Annotated in this window: 18 protein-coding genes; 8 read left to right on the top strand and 10 right to left on the bottom strand. The window is 69.2% G+C overall.

Annotation, left to right across the window (positions count from 1 at the left end; genetic code table 11):
- Positions 1 to 72 precede the first annotated feature (72 nt).
- The 3 genes from ACH4SP_RS04020 to ACH4SP_RS04010 all read right to left on the bottom strand — a co-directional run bounded on the left by ACH4SP_RS04020 (position 73) and on the right by ACH4SP_RS04010 (position 2,121).
- A complete protein-coding gene (locus ACH4SP_RS04020; RefSeq protein ID WP_398408937.1) occupies positions 73 to 747 on the bottom strand; it encodes an ATP-binding protein in 675 nt (224 codons plus the stop codon).
- A gap of 561 nt (positions 748 to 1,308) precedes the next feature.
- Positions 1,309 to 1,674, bottom strand: a complete 366-nt coding sequence (locus ACH4SP_RS04015) for a hypothetical protein (RefSeq protein WP_398408935.1) — start codon at positions 1,672 to 1,674, stop codon at positions 1,309 to 1,311.
- A 243-nt stretch (positions 1,675 to 1,917) separates the two neighbouring features.
- The gene (locus ACH4SP_RS04010) at positions 1,918 to 2,121 is read right to left on the bottom strand and encodes a hypothetical protein (protein ID WP_398408933.1); all 204 of its coding nucleotides are present in this window, start codon (positions 2,119 to 2,121) and stop codon (positions 1,918 to 1,920) included.
- A gap of 373 nt (positions 2,122 to 2,494) precedes the next feature.
- Here ACH4SP_RS04010 and ACH4SP_RS04005 point away from each other — a divergent pair, with 373 nt between their 5' ends.
- Positions 2,495 to 2,713 carry a hypothetical protein gene (locus tag ACH4SP_RS04005; RefSeq protein ID WP_398408931.1) on the top strand — a complete coding sequence of 73 codons (219 nt, stop codon included), beginning with the start codon at positions 2,495 to 2,497 and terminating at the stop codon, positions 2,711 to 2,713.
- 58 nt (positions 2,714 to 2,771) lie between these two features.
- Here the strand turns inward: ACH4SP_RS04005 and ACH4SP_RS04000 are convergent, their stop codons facing one another.
- Positions 2,772 to 3,212: a hypothetical protein gene (locus tag ACH4SP_RS04000; RefSeq protein ID WP_398408930.1), complete on the bottom strand. Its 441-nt coding sequence runs from the start codon at positions 3,210 to 3,212 to the stop codon at positions 2,772 to 2,774.
- A gap of 819 nt (positions 3,213 to 4,031) precedes the next feature.
- On the opposite strand from ACH4SP_RS04000, the gene ACH4SP_RS03995 reads away from it, so the two are divergent.
- Positions 4,032 to 4,802 (top strand): phosphotransferase, encoded by a 771-nt coding sequence (locus tag ACH4SP_RS03995; protein ID WP_398408928.1) that lies wholly within the window; start codon positions 4,032 to 4,034, stop codon positions 4,800 to 4,802.
- Between the two features lie 141 nt (positions 4,803 to 4,943).
- Here ACH4SP_RS03995 and ACH4SP_RS03990 read toward each other — a convergent pair whose 3' ends face one another.
- Both ACH4SP_RS03990 and ACH4SP_RS03985 read right to left on the bottom strand, forming a co-directional pair.
- Positions 4,944 to 8,675 carry a SpaA isopeptide-forming pilin-related protein gene (locus tag ACH4SP_RS03990; protein ID WP_398408926.1) on the bottom strand — a complete coding sequence of 1,244 codons (3,732 nt, stop codon included), beginning with the start codon at positions 8,673 to 8,675 and terminating at the stop codon, positions 4,944 to 4,946.
- 583 nt (positions 8,676 to 9,258) lie between these two features.
- Positions 9,259 to 9,696, bottom strand: coding sequence for a hypothetical protein (locus tag ACH4SP_RS03985; RefSeq protein WP_398408925.1), 438 nt, complete (start codon positions 9,694 to 9,696; stop codon positions 9,259 to 9,261).
- Positions 9,697 to 10,344: 648 nt separating this feature from the next.
- On the opposite strand from ACH4SP_RS03985, the gene ACH4SP_RS03980 reads away from it, so the two are divergent.
- Entirely contained in the window at positions 10,345 to 11,301 is a 957-nt protein-coding gene (locus tag ACH4SP_RS03980; protein WP_398408923.1) for a hypothetical protein, read from the top strand.
- 129 nt (positions 11,302 to 11,430) lie between these two features.
- Here ACH4SP_RS03980 and ACH4SP_RS03975 read toward each other — a convergent pair whose 3' ends face one another.
- On the bottom strand, positions 11,431 to 12,465 hold the full coding sequence (locus ACH4SP_RS03975) for an RNA-binding protein (protein WP_398408921.1): 1,035 nt from the start codon (positions 12,463 to 12,465) through the stop codon (positions 11,431 to 11,433).
- A 296-nt stretch (positions 12,466 to 12,761) separates the two neighbouring features.
- On the opposite strand from ACH4SP_RS03975, the gene ACH4SP_RS03970 reads away from it, so the two are divergent.
- The 4 genes from ACH4SP_RS03970 to ACH4SP_RS03955 all read left to right on the top strand — a co-directional run bounded on the left by ACH4SP_RS03970 (position 12,762) and on the right by ACH4SP_RS03955 (position 17,466).
- The gene (locus ACH4SP_RS03970) at positions 12,762 to 14,090 is read left to right on the top strand and encodes an ABC transporter substrate-binding protein (RefSeq protein WP_398408920.1); all 1,329 of its coding nucleotides are present in this window, start codon (positions 12,762 to 12,764) and stop codon (positions 14,088 to 14,090) included.
- 11 nt (positions 14,091 to 14,101) lie between these two features.
- A complete protein-coding gene (locus tag ACH4SP_RS03965; protein ID WP_398408918.1) occupies positions 14,102 to 15,124 on the top strand; it encodes a carbohydrate ABC transporter permease in 1,023 nt (340 codons plus the stop codon).
- Positions 15,121 to 16,008 carry a carbohydrate ABC transporter permease gene (locus tag ACH4SP_RS03960; protein WP_398408916.1) on the top strand — a complete coding sequence of 296 codons (888 nt, stop codon included), beginning with the start codon at positions 15,121 to 15,123 and terminating at the stop codon, positions 16,006 to 16,008. The genes ACH4SP_RS03965 and ACH4SP_RS03960 overlap by 4 nt, the downstream gene beginning before the upstream one ends.
- A 144-nt stretch (positions 16,009 to 16,152) precedes the next feature.
- Positions 16,153 to 17,466, top strand: a complete 1,314-nt coding sequence (locus ACH4SP_RS03955; protein ID WP_398408914.1) for an alpha-glucosidase/alpha-galactosidase — start codon at positions 16,153 to 16,155, stop codon at positions 17,464 to 17,466.
- Between the two features lie 339 nt (positions 17,467 to 17,805).
- Here ACH4SP_RS03955 and ACH4SP_RS03950 read toward each other — a convergent pair whose 3' ends face one another.
- The gene (locus tag ACH4SP_RS03950; RefSeq protein ID WP_398408912.1) at positions 17,806 to 18,690 is read right to left on the bottom strand and encodes an SAM-dependent methyltransferase; all 885 of its coding nucleotides are present in this window, start codon (positions 18,688 to 18,690) and stop codon (positions 17,806 to 17,808) included.
- A 159-nt stretch (positions 18,691 to 18,849) separates the two neighbouring features.
- Here ACH4SP_RS03950 and ACH4SP_RS03945 point away from each other — a divergent pair, with 159 nt between their 5' ends.
- Positions 18,850 to 19,491: a TetR/AcrR family transcriptional regulator gene (locus ACH4SP_RS03945; protein ID WP_398408910.1), complete on the top strand. Its 642-nt coding sequence runs from the start codon at positions 18,850 to 18,852 to the stop codon at positions 19,489 to 19,491.
- Between the two features lie 208 nt (positions 19,492 to 19,699).
- Here the strand turns inward: ACH4SP_RS03945 and ACH4SP_RS03940 are convergent, their stop codons facing one another.
- Together ACH4SP_RS03940 and ACH4SP_RS03935 are read right to left on the bottom strand one after the other, a co-directional pair.
- On the bottom strand, positions 19,700 to 21,130 hold the full coding sequence (locus ACH4SP_RS03940) for a gluconate:H+ symporter (RefSeq protein WP_398408908.1): 1,431 nt from the start codon (positions 21,128 to 21,130) through the stop codon (positions 19,700 to 19,702).
- 101 nt (positions 21,131 to 21,231) lie between these two features.
- Positions 21,232 to 21,783 carry a gluconokinase gene (locus ACH4SP_RS03935; protein WP_398408906.1) on the bottom strand — a complete coding sequence of 184 codons (552 nt, stop codon included), beginning with the start codon at positions 21,781 to 21,783 and terminating at the stop codon, positions 21,232 to 21,234.
- Between the last annotated feature and the right edge of the window lie 139 nt (positions 21,784 to 21,922).

The following is a 21,922-nucleotide window of genomic DNA, read 5'->3' as shown; positions in this document are numbered from 1 at the left end:
GATCACCGACAACTGCATCCCCCTCCCTGACCCACCTCCTGGAGACGATCGCCCATCGCCCACGGACGGACCTCAGCGCACGCCGACGCCGAGCCGCCCCTGCAACCGTTCCCGGACGTGAAGCTCTGTCTGCGCAGCGTCACGCTCACCCACCTCCACGACCACCACGTTCCATCCCGTCAACGCCAGCACGCGCAGGGTCAGTTCGCTCTCCCGGCGCAGGTGATCGACAGCGGAGCGCAGGTCGCTGACGGAGCTCGTCCCCGACGAACGTCGGAGCTTGTCGACATACCAGTCGGCCCACTGCGGACCTTCGCGCTCAATCGCTCGCCGCAGGGCGGTTTCCGGGTCGTCCCGAAGGAAGACGACGCTGACCTGTGTCGGCGCCACGGCATCCGCCACATCCTGCACGACCTGCGCAATCGCCTTCTCGTCATGTCCCCAGGCCACCAGCGAAGGAATGAAGGGGATCAGCGCATCCGTCACCAGCACGTCCACACCGTCAGCCCGTGCCTGCTCGACATACGACCGGGTGGCTGCGACCAGCGTGCCGGGCCGGACACTGCCTGTTCCTCCGCCGAACTCCTCGGACACAGCGCGGAAGGCGGTACGCGTGAGGATGTCCGCCTCCTCGAAGTGATCAACTACGGCCCCCGTCCGGCCGAGCCACTCGGCCAACGCACCACAGAGGGTCGTCTTTCCGACGCCGGGACTGCTGCCAACAACCGCGATCCAGTGATCTGCCATCGCCCCAGCCTTCCGCACCCGCAGCTGACAGCGACAACCGCTCCCGCCACCCGCGCGACCAACTACCCGTAGTCGCAGCCGATGCCGCTCTTCATCGACATACTCGACGCCCCCTCACCCCTCACCCCTCACCCCTCACCCCTCGCCCCTCACCCCTCGCGCCCGAGCCATGCACGCGAGGTCGCGCTCCGCCGATCACGTGATGACCCGCGCCATGGTGTTCGGCACGAGGAGCGCGTACGCGTACAGCTTCGGCGCGGTCGCGAATTTGCAGGTACCCGTGCGCCGTCGCCCACGCGATGTCCTTTGGGACACCCCCCGTCCCGCGAAGTGCGGCACAGCACGGTCGATCCACTGCTGCCGTACTAATGCCTGTCGCGGTTGCGAAGGGTGATCAGTGCGGTAAGCCCGGACACGGCAACAGTGATCATGGGCAGAATCTCGCCGAGGTTCCCTCCCCCCGCGAGGAGGACCATGACGGTCGCCCCCGCCAAGATCAAGATCACGACGGTCGACGAGAGGGCCACGGCCAGCCGGGACCGCTCAGGAGGCCTCTGTGTCTTACGCGCCATACGCCTTCACCCCCACCACGACACATGCGAAAAGGATCGCGAGACCAACGAGGTCAGCCATTGCGACATGGACCCAGCTCTTGAACCTGCCCGTACCGTCGTAGCAGAGCTGCTTCACACACCAGGGAAACACGCCACCGCCGAGAAACAACACGGCCGACGACACGCAGACCAAGGGGGCACTGATCGGATCACCTTTCAGTGAACTCCCAAGCTGGGCAAGGAACATCGCCACCATCGCCGTGACGACCCAGTCGATCCAGAACGCCGCGTCGTCGAGGGTGAGGGGGATCTTGGGCCCGCCGGGGACCTGTTCCCGCGAGGATGCCCTCATCCACGTCTGCAGGGCCGCCACACCGGCGGCCAGAATGAGAGTGATTAGCCAGGGTGGCAACGTTCGCCCCTTCAGCCATTCGCCATAGGCACCTCCGCTTCTCGGGGTGCCTGAAGACGCAGACGCGCGTTCATTCCTCGATGGTTCCAGAGCACTTGGCGCACGCGCGCCTCGCTGTGGGGGGCTGAGCGGGGGTCGTTTCGCGGTGTGCTGGTGTCCTTTGTCAGCGAAGACAGTCGACGGCGATCCGCCGACCAGGGCGGACTATGTTCGTTGGCAAGGGCCTTGGGACGTGCGTGCTGATAGCCGCAGTTCGCCCCCGGGCATGAAGTCGACGACGACTGCGTCGAGCGTGCTGCCGACCGCTGGGAAGTCCTTGGGGAGCGGGTGTTCCGGGCCGTCGGTGAGGTTCACGAAGTCGATGAAGGCCAGGACGTCGATGGCGGGATCGATCACAGAGACTTCCACGCCGAAGCGTCCTCGATGCCCTGTTACTCGGCACCGAACTGCTTGCCTCGGGCGGAGCCCGCTGTGGATCCCTTGGTGGTCATCGCCAGTCACAGCCGGTCAGCCTATGCGACATCTGCCTGTCGACGACGGCCGTCGGCATGTGCTGGCCTGGGCAGGCAAGATCCACTCCGGCAGGGACAGCCGTCCAGCCCCCCCCCCCCCCAGCGCTCACCTCACACGACTAGGTTCACCGGCCGGGAAGCCGCAACGGCTGGGTTCGCTGTCGAAACGCCTCGCTGGGACGGCAACGGACGGTTGAGGAGTAAGTGAGCGCGTCTCTGCACGATCAGCCGCGGGTTCGTCGGCGGGACAGGAGAGGTCGACTGCCCACTTGCACCCCGGTGTCTCCGGGGTGTTCGCCTCGTCGGAGACCTCGTCGGAGAACCATGCCGCGCTGATCGCGCTGCTTCGCGCGAAGCGTGTCGACAACGCCCATGTCTTCGGCTGGAACAGCATTCCCGGGCTGTTCGTTCTTCGAAGCAATGGGGTGCTGTCCCCGTACGTCCCGGCCCTCAACACCAGTGACCGCGCAACTCGGTGTCCGCCCTGATCACGCCAGGACAGGGCGACGGTTCCGCTCCGCGCGCGCGTGCGCCGGTGAACCCCGGTCAGCGGCGGCCGGTGGCCAGGATGACGAGGAACTGGCCGCCGCCCGCCTGGATATCGGCAGTCACCGGCAGCCCCGGTACCAGACGGGAGAACCGGTCCACCAGCCAATCCGCCGCTTCCTGGGCGTCCCGCCTGGTCGGGCAACGGCCCACCATCTCGCGGCCCCCCTTGCGCTCCAGCCTCCCCGCAACGGTGATCAGCGACGCGGGTTCGACCACGTACAGACGCTCGGGCCAGGCGATGACCACCTTGACCGCGCCCTTGCGGGTGTTGCACCCGCGGTGCGCGAGCCGTTCGGCGACCTTGGCCTTCCGGTCGGCGGTCCGGCTGTCGACGCTGGGCCCGCGCGGGTCGTTCACCGACTCGTCGGGGTCGACCGGTTCGTCGCACACCCAGCACAACCAGTTGTCACGCTCAGCCACATCATCAAGGAGACTCACCCGAGCAAACTAGCCTGCCCGGCCGCCACCCCGCACACCAGGGCCCCGGCAGAGCCTCCACACCGGCCGACAGTGCTGCGCCGTCCAGCGCTCCTTCGGCCTCGCTCCCGCTGCCCTCGCCACTCGCGAACGTATCCCTCGTCCTTCAGCTGCCCCTTGGCGCGCAGGAATCCGGTCGTCCGATGCCCTGCGCTCCGCGCGGCGGCCGAGAGTGGTTCGTCCGCCCCGCCCGAACGAATTGTCAGCGCACTCACTCCTGCCGGTAACGGAGGCCGCCTCACCGTCACGTCTCCCTCTCAGCGCTGTTGCGTGAAAGCACTCATTGAGCCAGGCCCGGGATCGACGGGCCGCGGAAGACAGGTGACGAAATGCCCGGGGCGATGATCCGGCGAGACAGTACGACGGTCCCGTCCGGCACCCGGACCGCGAGCGCGGCCGGGCGCGCACAGGCACCGTGCAGCCGACGACGTCGCCGCCCACCGTGTCCGTGCGCCGGATCTTCTGCCTCAACTGCGCCTTCTCCAGGCGGACATGAGCCCTGGCCTCGACTTTCGTGACGGCCCGGCTGTCGCGTCGGGTGGAGCCAGGTTTCAAGGCTCCAGTCGAGGTGGGGCTGCTCGCAGAGACGGGAGGCGTCTGATCATCGGGGGCGGAAGGGTTTCGAGCCTGGCCAGGGCGTCAGTAATGGCGTCGGCCCAGGGGCAGTGGGGGTGCGATTCTCAGGTGCTGGGCCTGCGGGATCTCCGGCGCGGACCGGACTCCGCCCGGCGTACAGTCCGACGGGCTCCCGGCCCCCGGTCCTCGGAAAGCGAGCTGCGAATGACTGAATGGCAGGAATTCCGCGGCGGCGTGAACATCGTGCGCCGCCGCGGCGACATCGTCCACCGGCCGACGTCCCCAGCAACTCCGGCGATCCACCGGCTGCTGCGGCACCTCCGCGACCAGGGGTTCCACGGCGCACCGATGCCGCGCGGCTTCGACGCCGACGGCAACGAACTGCTCACCTTCCTCGCCGGCGATGTGCCCGATGCGCTCACGCCGGACCTGCGTACGCCCGAACTCCTCACCTCCGCAGCCACACTCCTACGGCGCCTGCACGACGCGAGCGTCACCTTCCGGCCGCGCCCCGAGGACGCCTGGTTGTTTCCGGTCAGAGAGCCGGCCGAGGTCATGTGCCACGGTGACGCCGCCCAGTACAACTGCGTGGTGAACAACGGCGCGGTGGTGGGTTTCATCGACTTCGACGCGGCGCATCCCGGTCCACGCGTCTGGGACGTCGCTTACGCCGTGTACCGGTTCGCGCCATTGCAGGGGCCGGACAACCCGGAGAGCTTCGGCACACCGCGGGAACAGGGACGTCGGGTCGCCGCATTCTGCCGGGCGTACGGGCCGGGCGTGGGCGCCGAGGTCATCGATGTCCTCCCCGAGCGGCTGCACGCCCTCATCGACTTCATGCGCAGCCAGGCCGCGCAGGGCAACGAGGCGTTCCAGCGACACATCGCCGAAGGCCACGCCGACCTGTACGAGGCGGACATCCGCTATGTGCGCACCCATCGCAGCACCCTGCGCGCGGCCTTCGAAGTGGGCTGACCGAGTGCCGCACGACCCGACGGCACGCCCCTCTACGCCCGCGTTGCGCGACGCCTTCCTCGCCCACCACCGCGCCGGGCGGCCTCCCCATCCGGGTGATGGGGAGGCCGCCTCTGTCCTGCCGGGGAGAAACCGATCGAGCTACTTCTTCTTCTTGGTCTCCTCACCGGGCTTGTTGGTGAGCGTCACCGAGAGGACCTTGGTGTTCTTGGTGACCTTGTACGGGCCGAAGACCGTCCGGGCGGGCATGAGGTAGCCGTCCGGGACTGCGGTCTCCTGGAGGTAGTACGAGCCCAGTCCTGCCTCGTACTCGCACGCGCCGGCCGCGTTGGTGGCGCAGGCCGGGCCGATCTTCTTGTCCGCGCGGGCACCGGTGCGCTGGAGGCCCGGGGTGCCGTTGGACTCGCGCCACAGCTGGAAGACGGCGCCCTGGAGCGGCTTGCCGGTCTTGGCGTCCTTCTTCAGCAGCTTGAGCTTCGGCGGGATGCCGTGCCAGGGGTCCTCGTCCCTGACGGGCTTGCCGGAGAACTCGCCCTCACCGTCCACGACGGACCTGTCGCCGTGGATCTGGGTGGCGACCAGGCCGGTCAGACGGGCGGTGCACTTGTAGGTGGCACCGACCGCGAAGCGGGACTTCGGCTTGGCGGGCGGGGTGGCGAAGGTGTTGTCCCAACGCACCCTGGTGCCCGTCGGGTCGAAGCTGGAGGTGCCGTCGGGCCAGTTGCAGCGCAGGTCACGGACCTTGGCGGTGCCCTTGGTGACGACGTCACCGACCGCGACCTTGATCAGCGGCTCGGTGCCGTTGTTGGTGATGTTGAGGACCAGGGTCTTGTCCCGGGTGTCCGGGAGGACGACCTTGTCCCCTTCGGTGTCGGCGTCGGAACCGGTTTCCTGGTCCGTCTTCTCGATGTCGATGTCCGGCTTGTGGTTCACCGCCGTGATGCTGACACCCGTGGTGGCGTTGTCCCTGTTCACCACGAGGGGGCCGAAGACCGGGGGCCTGGGCGCGGTGTAGTCCTCGGGCGCCTTGGTCTCTTCCCAGTAGTACGTGCCCGGCTCCAGCGAACCCGCGGCTGCGACGCCGTCGGTGCCGGTGGTGACGGGCTGGTTGACCTCGGTGTCGGGGGCGTCGCCGTCACGCTGCAGGCCGTCGGTGCCGTTGGTCTCGCGCCACAGTTGGAAGACCGCTCCGGCGAGGGGCTTCTTCGTCTTGGCGTCGACCTTGATCACCTTGACGCCGCCCGCGATGGGCTCGCCGTGCCAGGGGTCCTCGTCCTCGACGTGCTTGCCGGAGATCTCGCCCTCGCCGTCGACGCGGGACATGTCGGCGTGCAGTTCCTCGACCTTGGTGCCGGTCAGCAGCGCGGTGCACTTGTAGGTGGCGCCGACCGCGAAGCGGGACTTGGGCTTGTCGGGCGGGGTGGCGAAGGTGTTGTCCCAACGGACCTTGGTGCCCGTCGGGTCGGAGCTGGACGTGCCGTCCGGCCAGTCGCACTTGAGGTCCGTGACCTTGGCGCCGCCCTTGGTGACGACGTCACCGACCTCCACCTTGATCAACGGCTCCTTGCCGTTGTTGGTGATGTCCATGTAGAGGGTCTTCTGGAGCGTGTCCGGAAGAATGACCTTCTCCGCCTCGGTGTCGGCGTCGGAGTCGGTCGCCTCGTCCTTCTTCTCGATGTCGATGTCCGGCTCGGGCAGGTTGTAGCCGAAGTCGTACGTGTGGTTGTCCTGGCCGGCGGTGCCGGTGGTGATGGTGTGCTCGGGGAACTTGCCGCCCGCCGGGACCTTGCCGTCACTGTCGATGAAGTCGTTGGTACCGGCGTCGTTCCTCGTGACGGTCCAGTTGTAGAGGGGACCGCCCTCCGCGTAGTCCGCCGGGTTGTCGATCTTGATCGTGTACTGCGTCTCGAACTTCAGACCGTCGTCGATGCTGTCGAAGTAGTACTCGCCGCGGCTGGTGGTCTTCGTCGTCGCGACGAGGTTGCCGTCCTTGTCGTACAGGTTGACCGTCGCACCCGGGACCGGCTTCTCGCCCGGGTCCTGGACGCCGTCCTTGTCGATGTCGTACCAGACGCGGTTGCCGATCTGGATCGGCGCCTCGTCGCAGAGCACCTCAAGGTCGGCCATCGAGCCGCCCTTGCCGAAGGTGGTGGTGAGCTGATTGCCGGACTGGGTGCCGTTCGGGGGCTTGGTGCCGTCGCGGTTCACGTGCATCGTGCCGCTGTTGTACGTGGTGTCGATGACGTCGATGCCCGAGGAGGCGATGGTGTTCTCGACCTTGGAGAGCGCGATGCCCGCGAACGCCGACTCCAGGTGGTAGGGGGTGCGCCACTCGCCCGGGTAGTACTCCAGCACGTCGGCCGGCTGTCCGCCGTTGTTCCGGCTGGTGCCGTTGTTGGTGCAGCCGCCGTTGCCGTCCAGGACGAACTTGCCGCTTGCGTCCTTGCACGCGCGGTTCAGGTCGCCGCCGGACGAGACGTCGACCGTGGGGCCGCCCGGCTTGTTCCGCAGGCCGTAGCCCGTCTGGTCCGAGTGCCGGTCGCGGAAGCCCAGGATCAGTTCGCCGTCGGTGTCGACGACGATGTCGGCGAGGACCGGCTGCGGGTAGGCGTAGCGCGCCCCGCAGGTACGCCCGTCCTGCTGGTCGCGCCAGCCGTCCGCCCACGGGTACCAGGCCGCGCCCTTGCAGTTGCCGCCGATGGTGTCGGTCTGACCGCGCGGGTAGTCCAGCTTCTCGTTCATGATCACGTCGGTGAAGCTGCCCGCGTCCGGGTCGAACGTCTGCACCACGGCCCGCATGTCGGCCTTGTCCTGCGTCGACTCCGCCGAGCAGACACCGCCCACGTACACCGTGCCGTCCTGCACGCCCAGCCCGAACGGACGCCAGTCGTCCTCCGAGGTACAGCCCGGGTCGGGGATGTCGTACGAGGCCTTCGGCGCCGCCGCGGTCTTCTGGGTGGCGTCGTAGCGGTAGAGCTTCTTGTCGTTGAGGTTGACGACGTAGAGGTCCTTGCCGTCCTCGGACACCTCGACGTCACCGAGTGACTCCTTGGTCACCACCGGGCTGAACGGCAGGTCCATGTTGGTGGCCATGGCATGGTCCGTGGACCCTACGTCGGGGACCGTCGTGAACTGCGACAGGGCGTCGCCGTTGGCGCGGTCGGTCAGGTAGATCGCGCCCGGTCCGCCGGGACCGTACTTGGCGGCCCGGCGGGCCATCGCCCCCGAGAAGATCCACTTCTTCTGCTTGCTGTAGCCGATGCCGTACAGCGCACCGGTCTCGCCCTTGGTCGCCAGGTTCGTCGTCTGGTTGTCGTTGCCCCGGGCGTTGTACGGGAAGGACACCAGGGTGCGGCGGGAGTCCGGCTCCGGCCCGTCGGTGGAGTCCTTGCCGATGCAGGCGGTGACCAGGTCGGCGTTCTTCTGGCAGTAGTCGGCCGGGTTCCAGAACGCCGTGGTGACCTCGGCCTTGTTGCCGCCGTTGACGTCGACGAACTCCTCGGTGCTGGAGAGGGAGTCCGTGTTCGTGCTCAGCCGGCCCTCGCGGGAGGCGAACGCGGAGAAGAGCACGCCCGGCTTGGGGTTCATCACCTGGACCCGGTACTTCCCGCCGGTCAGCGGGCTGCTCGCCGGATCGAGCGTGACATTGCCGTCCGCACCGGTCGTGCCGGTGATCGTCTGCCCGGCATCGTCGGTCAGCCGCACCTCCACCCCGGCCATGCCGGGCTCCAGCACCCGGTCCCACAGGCCGTTGGCGTTGACCTCCCGCACCACGTGCACCGTGACCGTGCCGTCCCCCGGCGCCTTCCCTGCCGCCTGCGCGAACGGAACCGCCGACAACATGAAGCTGGAAGCCAGCAGAGGCAGCGTCACACCGAGAGCACCGGCACGACGGACTCGCCCTCTCGGCTCGGGTCTCGGCTCTGGTCGATTCGTTCGGGGCAGCAAGAACGCCTCCTGGGGATGTGATCGGAGTGGTCCGCCGTCAAGATCGGCGGACCACTCCGCCCTTTATCCCGAATCCACCGACGCATTTCGCCAGGACACGTACCCTCAGTACGACGTCCCGCTCCCGACCACCTGAATGGACCCCTCGACCGATACGCGCACCCGGCGTGGGTCATGCCCCTTGCCTGCACGTTCCCTGGTCCGCAGCGAGGCCAGGTCCTCTTCCCAGCGGCCCTCGATCGGCCACTGCCGCCAGTAGTGGCCGACCGTCCGGCATCGGCGCGCTCGAATGCGGGACGAGAAAGCGGGGCGAGCGAGCGGGAAGAAGCGACTGCTTCCGGAAGCGCACGAGGCCCCGCCCGCACACCCTCGAAAGGTGTGCGGACCGGGCCCCTTTACTGAAAGGCGCGACGTGCACGGCTCGTTCGCCATTCGGCAATTGCCGAATGGTGTCGGAGCCGTGACCGTGCCCGCCGTCAGTTTCCGTGCAGGGTCGGTTGACGCGCTGTCAGGAGACGCGCTCGAATCGCCAGCACTGGTGCGGCAGCGGAGCAGGGTCGTCCTGCAGGACCAGCTGGGTTCCTGCCTGTTCACTCGGGAGGGAGACGCGAAGGTCGGTGAAGAGCAGGGTGACCTGGTGCGTACCCGGCCCGGCGGGGTCGATCGCCCAGGTCTGAGGGTGCTCTTGAACCGTGACCCTCGGCCACCTCGTCGGCACGACGGACGTCCCCAAGTAGGCATCGCCCGATGCGCTCTGGAGGTAGTACAGATTGAAGTTGTTGACGGACGTGAGTACCCAGATCTGGTTGTCGGCCTTGCTCCATTCCCACCCGACAACAGGGGTGTTGGGCTGCACGTTGCCCTCGCTCAGGTCAGCGACCCGATCCGGATAGCCATTGCACTTGAGGAAATACCGACCCTCTTCGATCACCGGTTTCACTGTCATTGGCCCTCCCCATGGTGGCGTTGGTGATGATTCACTTTCAGCACACACCTTAGGAGCGGATCAAGAGATCCGTAACGAACATTTCCAGTCAGAGATCTCCTTACCGGAGTAGTCGATTTCGCTTTCCGGCTGCATTGTCTTGAATTCTTGATGTGTGATTCGATATTCAGCCACGAGTACTGGATCCAATTCTCGACGGGCGATGCGGCGGTGAACTGGTGGGGCCATTGTCCCTGGTGGTTGACCTCTCTGTTCCGCCTGTGGCGAGGGGCTTCACTGAGGGGCAAGTGCCGTGTGGCCGGGATGATTTCGGCGCACCCGCTCGCTTGCGCGATGCCATGACCCGAATTCGGTCCTTGACCTGGCCTGCAAGGACACGTTCGCCACGCCCTACTACTGCGGAATCCCCCGCTCCGGGTGTTCACGGCGGGATCGTGCGGGTCCGTGAACGCCTCGAACCGCCCCCTCCAGGAGCGGGGGTCGCGGAAGAGGACCTGGCGGCGGTGCCGCCAGTCGGCCCGCTCCCGTGCCCGGATGTGATGAAGAATCAGGGCATTCGGCTCACGTCTCCACCCGTGAGTGGCGGACGGGTTCACGCTCCTGGTGCACGGTTCCGCACGGGGAACTGGTGGACGAAGGAATGGGTGAATGAGACGTAAGAGCAAGGGAGAAGGGCGCCGTTCCCTGCGATCGGCCTGCGGGTGCATGCCGGGCGGGTGGGCGACGGGTCAAGCTGCTGCCGGGGTCGCGTTGGCTCTGGCCTGCGCGCTGGCAGCCCCCGCAGCGGCGGTTCCGGGCACGAGTGCCGAAGTCCTGGCCTCGGGAGAGGTCATCGCCGCAGAGGTGGCGGGCGGCAGCGGCGCGGCGACAGGTACCGCCAAGGAGCCCGCTGTCACCCGGCCCGCGGTCGTGGCGGCCACGATCGGACGGGTGGAAGGCCCGACCGTGACCTTGCGGGCGAAGGAGGAGAGGACTCTGCCCAGGGTGCTGTGCCCGCAGGGGCAGGCATCCACCGGAGGCGGCCTCAGGATCAACCCCAACAACGGGGTCTTCATCCGAGAGGCGACCCCCGGAGGGTCCGGCTATGACGTCGTCGTCGACAACCAGAGCGATGAGCCGCGCACGGTGACCCCTCTGGTGATCTGCACGACGGATCCGACCCTCACGCACCAGATCGGTCCTGCCGCGAGCGGCGACGAGGCGATCAGCGACGCGGTGTGCCCGGCGGGACAGGTGGCGGCCGGTGGAGGGGCCATCGCCGCGCCACGGAACTACCTCAGCAGGTCGTTCTCGGGCGGCAGCTACTGGTCGGCGCGGGCCAAGAACCAGGGCAGCATCCACTCGGGTGTGAACGCGTTCGCCCGGTGTTCCTCGCGACCGCACTCCAGGGCCTCCCACTCCATCACGCTGCCGGCGGGGGGAGTGGGAACGGCCCATGCCGAGTGCCCGAGCGGCCAAGTGCCGACCGCGGGCGGTGGACTCGGCCACTCCAACGTCCTCCACAACGCGTCGAGCCCCACGGCGACCGGGTGGGACCTCCGCGCCACGAACGCGGACAGCGCCCCACGCACACTGATCGTCGAGGTGGTCTGCACCGCTCCGTGAGAGCAGCGGCAACCTCGCGACCGGCTGGGCGTGAGTCCGTCGGCCCGGTCGGCCCGGTCGGCGGACCGCCGCCGGGCGAAGCGCCCGGCCCGGGGCGCCGTCAGGCCGCCTGAGGTGTCGGCAGCATGATCAATGCGGCTGGCTCATCGTCTGCCTGCCCTGGTCGGCCGCTGCGGGTGCGGGCCGCCAACGCGCCCGTACCACCCCGTCGTTGTCAGGCATGACAGCCGTGTACAGCGGCAGGTCCTCGCCCTCGTACCCGGAGATGAGGACGGCGGCGGAGGCCTCGGACATCCGGGAGGCCAGTTCGCGGAACTCGTCCTCGTCGCAGACGGTGCTGTGGAGACGGCCGTCCTTGTCCTGCCAGACCCCCTCAACGAGGCCGTCTGCGGGGAAGGACGCGAGAACCGCGTCGATGTCGGACGACAAAGGCGGCCGCACGGCCAGGCGCGCACGCGGAGCAAGGCCTGCACGAACCGGACCGAGGGTGTCGACGGTGAGGCGGTGCCAGCGGGTCGCACCGTCGACGAACATCTCCTCCAGGACCCCGGCGCGGCCTGAGGCAACGGCCGCACCCAGGTCGTCCCAGAAGGCGTCGTCCCCCGGCCGCGGACAGCCCGCTCCCTCCGCTTCCGGGTCGAAGTCGTACGGAGAAGAGGTCAGGCGCTCGGGGAACAGCCCGAGCGCACGGGTCCCGGCGAGGGCCTCCTCACAGGGGTGGTCGCTGCCGATGTAGAGGTACTGGTCCCAGCCCACGTGCACCGCAAACACGTCCTCGACCTCCAGTCGGCACCATGCTCCGTTGTCGCGAAGCATGCCCCTGACCAGTTCGAGTCCGGTGTGGAGCGGTACCAGCGCCCCGTCGTGGAAGCCGGGCGGAAGACTCGGGCCTGCTGCGGCGTCGGGAGCGGGCGGGAAGAGTCCGTGAAGCCCGTATCCGTCCACCGGAGGTTCGGCCCCGAAGTGCGCGAGGGAAGGGACCCCCGGCTCACGGACGGCCAGGTGATCGACGCCGGTTTCCGCAGCGAACGCTGCGACCGCCCGGAGGTACGCCGCCTCGACCTCGCCGTGGTCGCTGTCGGTGTCCTCCGGACCGGTGTAGTGCCCGTGCTCGTCACGATCGGCGGGATCGTACTTCGTCACGCGGTGGACGTGGGCCAGCATGGCTTCATCCTCCCGCACGCGCCTCGTCCGGCGGAGGCGGGGCCAAGGCTCCGGGTGCGGGTGCGGGTGCGGGTGCGGGTGCGGGTGCGGGGAGCGTCCTCGCGGTCGTCATTGTGGAGCCTCTTCTTGGCCTTGCCGACCGTGCGGACCGCCGCCGGCTGCTGACATCCGGGCGGCCGTCACCGGCGTCCCGTGCGCGAGGCCCCCTTCCCCGCTCCGGCTTCCCCCTATATGTTTCCCCGCCCGCCCTGTGGCGGTGCCGGCCCGACGCGGCGCCCGACCTCCTGGAGGCAGTGATGACAGCAGTCCCCCGAGCGCCCGGCGCCTTGTCGCGGCGCGGTGTGCTGCGTGCCGGCGGTGCCGGAGCACTCGTGGCGGCCGGTGGTGCCGTGTCCGGCTGCGCGGCGGGCACCGCCGACGGGATCGGGTCCGACGGCCGCGTCACGATCCAGATGTGGCACGGCCAGAACGACATCGCGGCGAAGGTCCTCAAGAGTCTGGGATCCGAGTTCGAGCGCACCCACCCGGACATCCGCGTGGACATGGGCGGCGGAGTACTGGCCGACGCCATGCTGCAGAAGGTCACCGCGGCACTCGCTTCCGGCGCCTATCCCGACATCGCCTACATCTTCGGCTCCGACCTGGCGAGCGTGGCCCGCAGCCCGCAGGTGGTCGACCTGACCGCGCACGTACGGCAGGGGCCGCTGCCGTGGCACAACTACCACGCGCCGGCCCGGGAGGCCGTCACGATCAACGGCCGGGTCCGCGCGGTGCCCGCGCTCGTCGACGCCCTGGCCGTGATCTGCAACAAGAAGGTGTTCGCCGGGGCCGGGGTCGACCTGCCCGAAGCGGGCTGGACCTGGCGGGAGTTCACCGACACCGCGCGCCGCCTCACCGACTCGGCCGAGGGGCGGTTCGGCACCAGCTGGCCCGGCACCGGCAACGAGGACACCGTGTGGCGGCTGTGGCCGCTGGTGTGGGACCTGGGCGGCGAGGTCATCGCCGATGACGGGCGGAGCATCGGTTTCGCGAAGGAGGGTGTCCGCGCCCTTGAGGTCGTCCAGGACCTGGTGCGCGACAGAAGCGTCTACATCGACCCCAAGCCCAGCAGCGAGCAGATGTACCAGGTCTTCCTCTCCGGGCGGATGGGCATGGTGGTGACCGCTCCCTGGCAGCTGCCGGACATCCGGCAGGCGAAGGTCGACTACCACGTCGCCCCGCTGCCCAGTTTCAGCCGCCGTCCCATGACCATCTCGGGTCCCGACACCTGGACGCTCTTCGACAACGGCGAGGCCCGTACGAAGGCCGCGCGCACCTTCGTCACCTGGCTGACCCAGCCCGCCCAGGACAGCCGCTGGGACGTGGAGGCGGGCAGCCTGCCGCTGAGCCGCCGCGCCGAGGAGCGCCCTGCCTGGCGCGAGTACTCCACCCGTACCCCCGGCCTGTCCGTGTTCACCGAAGCGATCCGCTCGGCGCGCGTACGGCCCGTGCACCCGGCCTACCCCCGCGTCTCGCGCGCCCTGGGGCAGGCCGTCGTCGCCGTGCTGCTCGGCCGCAAGAGCCCCGCCGACGCGGTGCGCTCGTGCGCCGACGAGTCCAACGCCGCCCTGCTGATCCCACGCTGAGGACCTGATACATGCCCCGACTTCCCACACCGCTGACCCTGCCGCAGGACCGTCGGGCCCCGCGTGCGCTGCGCCGTCGACGCCGTCAAGAGGCCGCCACCGCCTGGGCGTTCATCTCGCCCGCCGTACTCGTCATCCTCGGCCTGAGCGTGCTGCCGGTCGTCTGGTCGCTGCTGCTCTCCTTCCAGGCCAACGACCTCGTCACCCCCAGTCGCTGGGTGGGCCTGGACAACTACGACGCCCTGCGGCAGGACCCGAAGTTCCACCAGGCCGTGCGGAACACCGTCGTCTACACCGTTCTTTACGTGCCCCTGAGCATCGCTCTCGGGCTCGCCCTCGCCCTCGTCCTGAACCGGCGGATCCGCTTCGTCGGGCTCTACCGGACGCTGTTCTTCGTACCGTTCGTCATCTCCGCCACCGCGCAGGGTGTGCTGTTCTCCTTCGTCTTCGACCCGGAGTTCGGCGCGGCCAACTCCGTCCTGCACCGCCTCGGCATCTCGCCCCAGGGCTTCCTCACCGACCCCGGGCAGGCGCTGCTCGTCCTGGTGGTCATCACCGTGTGGAGCGGCACGGGTCTGTGCACCGTCATCTACCTGGCGGCGCTGCAGGACGTACAGCGGTCCCTGGTCGAGGCCGCCCGGCTGGACGGCGCGGGACGGCTGCAGATCCTGCGGCACGTGACGCTGCCCGCGCTCACGCCGGTCAGCGTGTTCCTGCTGCTGTGGCAGACCATCCAGGCCCTACAGGTCTTCGACCTCGTGTACGTGACCACCAAGGGCGGGCCGCTCGGCTCGACCACGGTGATCGTCTACTTCATCTGGGAGCAGGCCTTCAAGGAGTTCACCGCCGGGTACGGAGCGTCCGCCGCCTACGTCCTCGCCCTGGCGCTGGCCGTCGCGGCCGTCGTGGTGCGCGTGGTCCGCCGCGGGCGCACCCCTCGCACGGGAGACGGGCGCACCCCTCGTACGCGGGGCGGGCGCATCCCTCGTACGAAACGCGAGCGCACCCCTCGTACGAAAGCAGCCGCCTCATGACCGCCGCCACGACCGGACCCACGCGTGCCACGTCCGGCCCGGCGGCGGCACCGGCCGCTCGGCGCCGCTTCCGCCTTCCGTTCAGCGCCTGGCATCTGCTGCTCGTGCCGCTGGCCGCCGTGTTCGCGGTGCCCCTGGTGTGGCTGATGCTCAGCTCGTTGATGAGCGACACCGAGATCAACCGCTTCCCACCGGCCCTCTGGCCCTCGAAGATCGACTTAGGCGGGTACGGCTATGTGCTCGGCAACGCCATGTTCCCGCAGTGGCTGCTGAACTCGGCGATCGTCTCCTCGGTCGCCGTCATGTCCAACCTCGTGTTCGGCGTGCTCGGCGGATACGCGTTCGCCCGGATGCGGTTCGCCGGTTCACGGGCGCTGCTCGTACTGATGCTGGCGACGATGGTGATTCCGTTCCAGCTCACGATGATCCCCACGTTCCTGGTCATGAAGAAGCTCGGGCTCATCGACACGCTCGGCGCGCTGATCGTGCCCGCGCTGGTCACGCCGTTCGCGGTGTTCCTGCTGCGGCAGTTCTTCCTCTCGCTGCCCAGGGAGCTGGAGGAAGCCGCCTGGATCGACGGCTGTTCCCGGCTGCGGGTCATCCGGTCGATCGTCCTGCCCCTCGCACGGCCCGCGCTCGCCACCGTCGCGGTGCTGACCTTCCTGACCACGTGGAACGACCTGACCTGGCCCCTGATCGCCATCAACCACGACACCCAGTACACGCTGCCACTGGGCCTGACCACCTTCCAGGGCCAGCACCACACCCGGTGGTCCGCGGTGATGGCGGGCAACGTCCTGACGGTGCTTCCGGTGCTGATCGCGTTCCTCCTGGCGCAGAAGGCCTTCATCCGCTCGGTCACTTCGAGCGGCGTCAAGGGGTGACCGCCCGGATGTCCTTCTCTGCCCGCGCGTGGCCTTCGCAGCCGTGTGCGGAGCGCTGTCCACGGGGGCCCGTGGAGGCGCCGCCGCCCGGCCCGCCCGGGACCAAGCCCTCGCCCACCTCTCTCCCATCGGAGCGCACACCTCATGACCCCACCCAAGATCGCCTTTGTCGGCGCCGGAAGCGTCGTCTTCACCCAGGGGCTGCTCGCCGACCTCTTCGCCTTCCCCGAGCTGAGGAACGCGCACATCGCCCTGCACGACATCGACGCCGAACGACTGGCCACCGCCGAGGCCGCGGCCCGCTACATCGCGCGCGAACTGGGCGCCGACGCCCACATCACGGCGCACGCCGACCGCCGCGAGTCCCTGGCCGGCGCCGACTTCGTCATCAACATCGTGCAGATCGGCATGGGCGAGTCCACCCGTACCGACTTCGACGTCCCCGCCCGCCACGGGCTGCGCCAGACCATCGGCGACACCCTGGGCGTCGGCGGCATCTTCCGCGCCCTGCGCACCTTCCCCTTCCTCAAGCGGCTCGGCGCGGACATCACCGAACTCTGCCCCGACGCATGGCTGCTCAACTACACCAACCCCATGGCCATGAACGTCCAGTACCTCACCGAGGCCACCGGCCTGACCAGGGTGGTCGGCCTGTGCCACTCGGTGTACTGGACCATGCGGGACCTGGCCGAGCTCGTGGGCGTCCCCTACGAAGAGATCACCTACCGGGCCGCGGGGGTCAACCACCAGTCCTGGGTACTGCGCTTCGAGCACCGGGGCACCGACCTCTACCCCCGCCTCGACGAACTCATCGCGAAGGACGAGCAGTTGAGGCGCCGGGTGCGCATCGACATGTACCGGCGGCTCGGCCACTACCCGACCGAGACCAGCGAGCACTCCTCGGAGTACGTGCCCTGGTATCTGCACCACGACAGCGAGGTCGCCCGGCTGCGCCTCCCGATCGGCGCCTACCTCGGCATCGTCGACGAGAACGTCGCCGAGTACCACCGCACCCGCGATGCCCTCGCCACCGGGGCCCCGCTCACCGTTGAGGGCACCATGGAGTACGCCCCGCAGGTCATCCACAGCATGGTCACCGGCACCCCGCGCACCATCTACGGGAACGTCCCCAACCGCGGCCTGATCGACAACCTCCCGGCCCACGGCGTGGTCGAGGTGCCCTGCCTGGTCGACGCGTCGGGCGTCCAGCCGACCCGCGCCGGTGCTCTGCCGCCGCAGCTGGCCGCCCTCAACCGCACGTATCTGAGCATGAACGACCTCGTCGTACGCGCCGCCGTCGACGACGAGCCACGGCACATCCGACACGCGGCCATGATCGACCCGGCCACCGCCGCCACCCTGACCGTGGAGCAGATCTGGCGGCTCTGCGACGACATGGTCCGTGCCCACGCGGACCTCCTCCAGCCGTCACTGCGGGTCGAGCTGGCCGACGACTGACCCCAACCCCGCACCCGGCCGCGCGTCGCTCCCGCCATGAGGCGGGATTCCGCCTCAACAGCGGGAATCCGCCCTCAGATCGGTGTCGGCACTCCCGCCTGCCCCACCGTTCTCGGGTCCGGGCGGCACCCCCGGATCCCCCGTCCTCCGCAAGCAGCGGCGTCAGCGCCTGCGCCTCGCCCGCTCCGGGCACCGCGACGGGCTCGCGTGTGGCGGGAGATCGGCTGCGGCGGGTTCAGGGCCTCCGCAGCCGAGATCGGCAGGGGTCTCTGGGCCTGGGCGTGCTGAAGGTGCCGTACGAGATCGTGGTGGCCGGAGCCGCCCGGGTCCGGCCTCCGGTCACGACACCTCTGGACCGAGCCGAGCGGTGACGAGCCAGCCGCGGCCGGTGCCCTCGATCGCCGGGTCGAACGCGGACGGCGTCGGGCGACCGTACGACTCGGCGACCGTACGGAAGTCATGCACCGCCGCCGCCCAGCCACGGCTTCCCAGCCACGTACCGAGATCGCCCGTTGGCCCGCCCTGCCACAACTCCACCAGCTCCGGCGAGATCGCCCCCCGCGCGGCACGCAGCGCCTCGGAGTCCTCGGCGTGATCGCCGGCCAGCTCGCTGCCCGGCGCGGACAGCTCGGTCACCCGCTCAAGGAGCAGGTCCGCGGCCTGCTGCGGCAGTGCGTACAGAAGGCCTTCCAGCAGCCACACGGTGGGAGCGTCAGGTCGGAAACCCGCCCGCAGCAAAGCCCCTGGCCAGTCCTCCCGCAGGTCCGTCGCCACGTCCACGTGCGCGCAGCGTGGCACGGCTCCGCTGCCGGCGAGCGCGTGCCGCTTGAAGTCCAGCACATCGGCGAAGTCCAGCTCGAACAGCCGCGTTCCGGCCGGCCAGTCCAGCCGGTACGGCCGTGAGTCCATGCCGGAGGCGAGCAGCACGACCTGCCCGCACGGCTCCGCGGCGGCTGCCAGCAAGGATTCGTCCAGATACCGCGTCCGCACCGCGACCTGCTCGGCCATCAGCGCGACGAACCCCGCCCCCGTCGATGATTCCGCCGACCACTGCGCCGGGGTGACACCGGCCGCGGTCAGGAACCGCTCGGCATACGGATCCGCGAAGAGCCGGTCGGCCCGGCCGTTCTCCTTCGCCCGCAACGCCGCCACACCCAGCGACGTCGCACCGATCCCGCTCAGCGAAGGAGACATTCCCGACTGCTGCGATGCCGTCTCGCGCATTGCCACTCCTCTCATAGAGAACGAACGTTCCTTTTGGATGGTGCCCGCGCCGGGACACGTCTGTCAATCGTTCGGCTCTCTCTTCTCTCGCTCCGCTCTCCCGCCCTGCGCGGCGTGCGGGTGATTGTCAAAAAGGAACGTTCGTTTTAGCGTGTGGCCATGGCACGCGTACCCCAAGCACACCTCGACGCCCGGCGTCAGCAGATCGTCGCCGGAGCCCGACGCTGCTTCACCCGCAACGGCTTCCACGCCACGTCCATGCAGGACGTCTTCAAGGAAACGGGCCTGTCGACCGGCGCCGTGTACCGCTACTTCAGCAGCAAGGAAGAGCTGATCCAGGCGGTGGCGGTCGAAGCGTTCACCGCGATGCGCGGGGCCTTCGCCGACGCGGTCCGGGACGCGCCGGTCCGTCCGCTCGACGAAGTGCTCAGCAGCGTGCTCAGCGCAGCGCTGTCGGAGCAGGCGACCCGGGCAGGCGCCGAGGACACCCGCGCCTTCGCCCGACTGATCCTGCAGGTGTGGAGCGAGACCCTGCGCAGTGAGTCGCTCGCCGCCACCCTGCAGCAGGGCTACGACGACCTGCGCGCGGTGTGGGCCGACCTCGTCCGGACGTACCAGGCGGCAGGACAGCTGCCCGTCGATGTCCCCACCGATCACGTCGTACGCACCTTGATGGCCCTGGCTCAAGGGTTCGTCGTCCAGCAGGCGTTGCTCGGCGACGCCAGCAGCGAGATGCTGCGCAACGGACTGCACACGCTGATGACGGCGGACCTCGACGCCGACCCGCAGTCGGTCCGATGAGGGTGAGTACGTGCGGGTGACCGCGAGCGAGTCGGCGGCACGCCACGGCCGGACGCCCACCCGCAGCCGAGCCCGGCGCCGACCCGATGCGGGTGCCAGGTGGAGCCTTCGCGTCGGCGCAGCCGGCACCCTCTGCGGCCGCCCTCCCCCTGCCGACCAGCGGAACCTGAACCCTAAACCTGAGGTTGAGACTGGGCCTGCCGAAGCGTCACTGGATCACCAGTGACAGCAGCAGGACGAGTGCGCCCGCGACGACCGAGATGATGGTCTCCATGGCCGACCAGGTCTTGATGGTCTGACCGACGTTCATGCCGAAGTACTCCTTGACCAGCCAGAAGCCCGCGTCATTGACATGGCTGAAGAAGAGCGAGCCCGCGCCGATCGCGAGGACGAGCAGGGCAGCGTGCGTGGTCGACATGTCGGCTGCGAGCGGCGCGACCAGACCGGCGGCGGAGACCGTCGCGACGGTGGCCGAGCCGGTGGCCAGGCGGATGACGACGGCGATCAGCCAGGCGAGCAGGAGGGCGGGGATCGCCCAGTCCTCGGAGATCTGCAGGACCATCTGGCCGACACCGGAGTCGATGAGGGTCTGCTTGAAGCCGCCGCCCGCGCCGACGATCAGGAGGATGCCCGCGATCGGGGCAAGCGACTTCTCCACCGTCGCGGTGATCCTGCCCTTGGAGAACCCGGCCGCGCGGCCCAGCGTGAACATGCCGACGACGACGGCGGCGAGCAGGGCGATCAGCGGCGAGCCGATGACGTCGAAGACGCGCTGCACCGTGTGCTCGGGGTCGTCCACGACGATGTCGACGAGGGCCTTCGCCAGCATCAGGACGACGGGAAGCAGCACGGTGGCGATGGTCGCGCCGAAGCTGGGCAGCCCGGCGGTCCTGGCCGGCTGACCGGTGGCCTCGTCCAGTTCCTCGGACGGGCGTCGCGGCATCATCTTCTCGGGCACCGGGATGTCCACCCAGCGGGCCGCGACCTTGGAGAACAGCGGACCGGCGATGATCACGGTCGGGATCGCGACGAGCACACCGAGGGCGAGCGTGACGCCCAGGTTGGCGCCGACCGCGTCGATGGCGACGAGCGGGCCGGGGTGCGGCGGGATCAGGCCGTGCATCACGGAGAGACCGGCGAGGGCGGGGATGCCGATGCGCATCAGCGAGTAGTTGCCGCGCTTGGCGACCATCAGCACGACCGGGATCAGCAGCACGATGCCGACCTCGAAGAACAGCGGCAGCCCGATGACGCTGGCGATCAGCACCATCGCCCAGGGCATGGACCGCCCGCCCGCCCGGGCGAGGATGGTGTCAACGATTCTGTCGGCGCCCCCGGAGTCGGCGAGGAGCTTGCCGAGGATCGCGCCGAGTGCGATCAGCACACCGACGCCCGCGACCGTCGAGCCGAGCCCGGCGGTGAAGCTGGTGATCGCCTTGTCGAGCGGGGCGCCCGCGAACGCCCCGAGCGCGAGCGACCCGATGGTCAGCGCCAGGAACGCGTGCACCTTGAACTTCGTGATGAGCAGGACGATCACGGCGATGCCCGCGAGGACGGCGATCCCGAGCTGGGCGTGGCCCGCCGAGGTGATCGGCTCTACGGCAGCCGCTGCCAGCGTCTCGACGTTGAGACTAGTCACGGTGTTTCCCTTGCAGGAGAGGTGGGTTACGGGGGGAGGGGCGCGTCCGCGTGGGGTGGACGTACGCGTCGGGGGGCGCCGCCCGCGGGGCGGCGCGGGCGTCAGTGCGGCGACAACTGCGCGGACCGGGCGCTGCCGTCCGCCGCCGGGCCGAGGGCGCGCAGGGCCGCGACGGCCCGCTCGGCGATCTCCTCTGGGCTGCCCGCGACATCGACGTCGACGCCCGCCTCGTCCGGGCCGAGCGGCTGGAGCGTGGCGAACTGCGAGTCGAGCAGCGCGGTCGGCATGAAGTGACCCTGGCGCTGCGACATCCGGCCCTCGATCAGCTCGCGCGAGCCGGTCAGATGGACGAAGGCGATACCGGGAGCGGCGGACCGCAGCCGGTCGCGGTAACTCCGCTTCAGCGCCGAGCTGCTGGCCACACCGCCGAGTCCGGCCCTGCCGTGGGCCCAGGAGCCGATGGCGTCGAGCCACGGCCACCGGTCGTCGTCGGTCAGCGGGGTGCCCGCCGACATCTTGGCGATGTTCGCCTCGGGGTGGAAGTCGTCGCCCTCGGCGTAGGGGACGCCGAGCCGCGCTGCGAGCAGGGGGCCGATCGTGGTCTTGCCGGTTCCTGCCACGCCCATGACTACGACGACGTGAGGGGTGTGCATTGCTGCCTCGCTGTCTTCTTCGACATCTCGCACGGCGAACCGGTCGTGCGTCACGCCACTGAAACCCATTAGGTCAGAGGAATTCAAGAGCCTGTGACTTAAAAGTCATACTTATTGCGACCGGGGGTGCCTCGTAGGC

It is taken from the genome of Streptomyces sp. NPDC021093, assembly GCF_044333135.1.
Classification (GTDB): domain Bacteria; phylum Actinomycetota; class Actinomycetes; order Streptomycetales; family Streptomycetaceae; genus Streptomyces.
The sequence above is the reverse complement of the archived record's forward strand: the minus strand, read 5'-3'. Positions and strand labels throughout refer to the sequence as shown.

Coding starts and splice junctions, on each gene's coding strand:
- ACH4SP_RS04020 (WP_398408937.1), bottom strand. CDS start 747: ATGGCAGATCACTGGATCGCGGTTGTTGGCAGCAGTCCCGGCGTCGGA.
- ACH4SP_RS03995 (WP_398408928.1), top strand. CDS start 4,032: ATGACTGAATGGCAGGAATTCCGCGGCGGCGTGAACATCGTGCGCCGC.
- ACH4SP_RS03985 (WP_398408925.1), bottom strand. CDS start 9,696: ATGACAGTGAAACCGGTGATCGAAGAGGGTCGGTATTTCCTCAAGTGC.
- ACH4SP_RS03980 (WP_398408923.1), top strand. CDS start 10,345: ATGAGACGTAAGAGCAAGGGAGAAGGGCGCCGTTCCCTGCGATCGGCC.
- ACH4SP_RS03975 (WP_398408921.1), bottom strand. CDS start 12,465: ATGCTGGCCCACGTCCACCGCGTGACGAAGTACGATCCCGCCGATCGT.
- ACH4SP_RS03970 (WP_398408920.1), top strand. CDS start 12,762: ATGACAGCAGTCCCCCGAGCGCCCGGCGCCTTGTCGCGGCGCGGTGTG.
- ACH4SP_RS03965 (WP_398408918.1), top strand. CDS start 14,102: ATGCCCCGACTTCCCACACCGCTGACCCTGCCGCAGGACCGTCGGGCC.
- ACH4SP_RS03960 (WP_398408916.1), top strand. CDS start 15,121: ATGACCGCCGCCACGACCGGACCCACGCGTGCCACGTCCGGCCCGGCG.
- ACH4SP_RS03955 (WP_398408914.1), top strand. CDS start 16,153: ATGACCCCACCCAAGATCGCCTTTGTCGGCGCCGGAAGCGTCGTCTTC.
- ACH4SP_RS03950 (WP_398408912.1), bottom strand. CDS start 18,690: ATGCGCGAGACGGCATCGCAGCAGTCGGGAATGTCTCCTTCGCTGAGC.
- ACH4SP_RS03945 (WP_398408910.1), top strand. CDS start 18,850: ATGGCACGCGTACCCCAAGCACACCTCGACGCCCGGCGTCAGCAGATC.
- ACH4SP_RS03935 (WP_398408906.1), bottom strand. CDS start 21,783: ATGCACACCCCTCACGTCGTCGTAGTCATGGGCGTGGCAGGAACCGGC.